Origin of the sequence: Acinetobacter sp. A1 (genome assembly GCF_012371315.1) — a bacterium.
GTDB lineage: Bacteria > Pseudomonadota > Gammaproteobacteria > Pseudomonadales > Moraxellaceae > Acinetobacter.
In genome coordinates this window covers 1-2751 of the sequence record NZ_JAAZQY010000065.1, presented here as the reverse complement: position 1 = coordinate 2751, position 2751 = coordinate 1, and the positions used below count along the sequence as shown (strand labels likewise).

General features: G+C 38.2%; 4 protein-coding genes and 1 other annotated feature. Of the genes, 1 reads left to right on the top strand and 3 read right to left on the bottom strand.

The window, feature by feature from the left end:
• The 3 genes from HHA41_RS12835 to HHA41_RS12825 form a co-directional block, all read right to left on the bottom strand.
• The coding region (locus tag HHA41_RS12835; RefSeq protein WP_168461949.1) for a transposase at nucleotides 1-134 on the bottom strand (134 nt) is incomplete at its 3' end.
• 40 nt (nucleotides 135-174) lie between these two features.
• Entirely contained in the window at nucleotides 175-1095 is a 921-nt protein-coding gene (locus tag HHA41_RS12830) for a fimbria/pilus outer membrane usher protein (protein ID WP_168461947.1), read from the bottom strand.
• Between the two features lie 16 nt (nucleotides 1096-1111).
• Nucleotides 1112-1423, bottom strand: coding sequence for a hypothetical protein (locus HHA41_RS12825; RefSeq protein ID WP_168461946.1), 312 nt, complete (start codon nucleotides 1421-1423; stop codon nucleotides 1112-1114).
• Nucleotides 1424-1573: 150 nt separating this feature from the next.
• Here HHA41_RS12825 and HHA41_RS12820 point away from each other — a divergent pair.
• A protein-coding gene (locus tag HHA41_RS12820) for an IS3 family transposase (protein WP_168461944.1) occupies nucleotides 1574-2751 on the top strand; the annotation gives its coding sequence in 2 pieces (ribosomal slippage) (nucleotides 1574-1850 and nucleotides 1850-2751; 1179 coding nt annotated over the 2 pieces). This gene is flagged as partial in the annotation.
• Nucleotides 1849-1965 (top strand) — a sequence feature (AL1L pseudoknot). Its footprint overlaps the gene before it by 117 nt.

Genomic DNA, 2751 nt, shown 5'->3' with positions numbered 1-2751 from the left:
TATTTGGCACGCCATTTATAAAAGGTAGCATTACTCATGCCGTGTTCACGGCAAAGGGTCGCTACAGGTGTGCCAGATTCTGCCTGTTTCAAGATGGACATGATCTGACTGTCAGTAAATTTAGATGTTTTCATGCAAAATCTCCTGCTCGTATCTTAAGAGAAAATTCTACTTTTAGATCCTATTATTTTTAGAGGGGATTACCGGACTAAAACGGTAGCTCAGTGCTAAATCAACACGATGATCTTCAGCTTGACTCATATCATGTACATAGCTTAATGACATATTCAGATCATCAAATAGCGTTCTACTTGCACGAATATTCAAGATTTTTTGATCATCAACTTCAGCGTGATTGTGGTATTTTTTTTCAATATAATTGAGTGAGACATTACCCAATATAGGTAATGCAGTCCTAGCGACATAAGCGATATTTTCTTGTTTGGGTAAATACGTATTATTTTGCCCATCCATACCAAGCATACGATATTCAGGACTATAGTGCTGCGATCTTAGCCCTATACTATACAGACCTTGATCTCTTTTAAATTCAGTACTAACACTGTATCCCTGACCAAAACTAGAATCACTAAAGACTGAATTAAGCTCAAACAGCCCTATAGAATTAAGATATTGCGTCCACAGCATGCCCACACTACTTAAATCACGGCTATAGTCAATGACGCCACCCAAAGAAAGCTTTTCTGTCACCCCTCTACGCAAATAACCAGAAACAAACCAATCACGGTAATCATCACTTTCTTCGCTATAGTTATAACGTAATTTTCCTGTCGCAATACTATAATTACTCAGTCCTTTTTTTAGTAATCTTTCATTTACAAAGATCGGAATTGTTTGAACTGTGCGATTACCAAGTACATCTTGCACCACTAATTCAGCATTACCCATGCCATTAAAATTGATACCACTATCAATTAAAAACTCACCCGGATTGACAGTCGTGTTGTAAACCTTATTACCATTAATAATTAAATCAACACTTGAGGGAACCAAAGCACTTCCACGCAGTGCAGGTGTATTCCAATAAACAAAGTCTTGTCTAGAGCTGTAATTTGTCCCCCATTTTACCCCCAAAAGTAATAGGGCTGACCTACGCCTGAATAAGGACTAACGGCATCACCCAATTGTAAACTGGTAATTTTTTTGGAAACTCAAATGTTATATTCGTGCTTAAACGTGTTTGGGTGAACTTATCATTTTCTGTATGATTAGAATAGTTTTCAAATAAATGTGTATGTGTCAATAAAGCATTACGCCAAAAAATACCAAAATCAGTCATGGCACTACTACGCTGAAAATTTTTACTCTTTTCAGAAAATAATTCATAATCAATAAAACCGCCCAAGCTAGGCAGTTGTGGCTGCTTTCCATTATTTATATTATTTATGTATTGGTTTTTCATATACACTGAACCAATATTTAATTTAATAATTTGTGTATCTTCATCTAAATCAATAATTATATTTTCTGCATCTAATAAGCATAACCTAGAATTCTCATCGTGAACCGTACCGGGTTTGTCGGAGAGTCAATATTCTGAGAGACTACCCCGATGACAAAATTAAAATATACCCCTGAAATCAGAGAAAGAGCGGTTCAATTATTGATTGAATCTGAAAAAGATTATCCTTCTACTTGGGCTGCAATCACAGCAATTGCGCCTAAGATTGGTTGTACTCCTGAAACACTTCGTGCCTGGCATCAAAAGCATTTAGATCAGCAAAATCCTATTAAAGTACAACAGATATCTGATCAAGAAAAAATGAAGCAAATGGAACGTGAAATTAAAGAATTAAAGCGTGCCAATGAAATTCTACGTAAAGCAGCCGCTTTTTTCGCCCAGGCGGAGCTCGACCGCCCACACAAATAATGGTGGATTTCATCCATAACAATAAAGATCGATATGGTGTTGATGCGATTTGTAGGATTTTACCGATCGCAGCTTCAACCTATTACCGAACTTTAGATCTCGCGGACAATCCAGAACATCGAGCGAAACGAGATCTACATGATGAGCATCATGCTGAACAAATTAAACGAATTTGGAAAGAAAGTTCAGGTCGATATGGTGTGCGTAAGGTCTGGCAACAATTGAAACGTGAAGGTTATGTTATCGCACGTTGTACAGTTGCTCGATTGATGCAGAAGCTAGGTATACAAGGTGTTTGGCGCGGTAAGAATAAACAAACTACCCGTAGCCGGGATGACCAAAAACGGGCAGATGATTTAGTGAAACGTAATTTTAGTGCTGATCATCCAAACCAACTATGGGTCGGTGACTTTACGTATATTCAAACTCATTCAGGCTGGGTCTATACCGCCTTTATTATTGATGTGTTTTCACGAGCAATTGTTGGATGGAAAGTATCTACACGGATGAATACAGATATGGTGCTCGATGCATTGGAGCAAGCATTGCATGATCGCGGCATGCCAAAGAATGTGATTCATCATTCCGACAGAGGTGTGCAATATCTTTCCATTCGCTATACCAATCGTTTAGAAGCAGCAAATTTACGAGCATCAGTCGGTACGACTGGTGATTCATACGATAATGCTCTGGCTGAAACGGTGAATGGCTTATACAAAACAGAGGTGATTGAATATCTAAAAGCAGATTGGCAAGGTTTAGCAGATGTACAACTTGCGACACTAAACTGGGTAGATTGGTTCAATAAAAAGCGTGTACACAGTGCACTGGGTTATGTATCGCCTTTTGAGTTTGAAGCA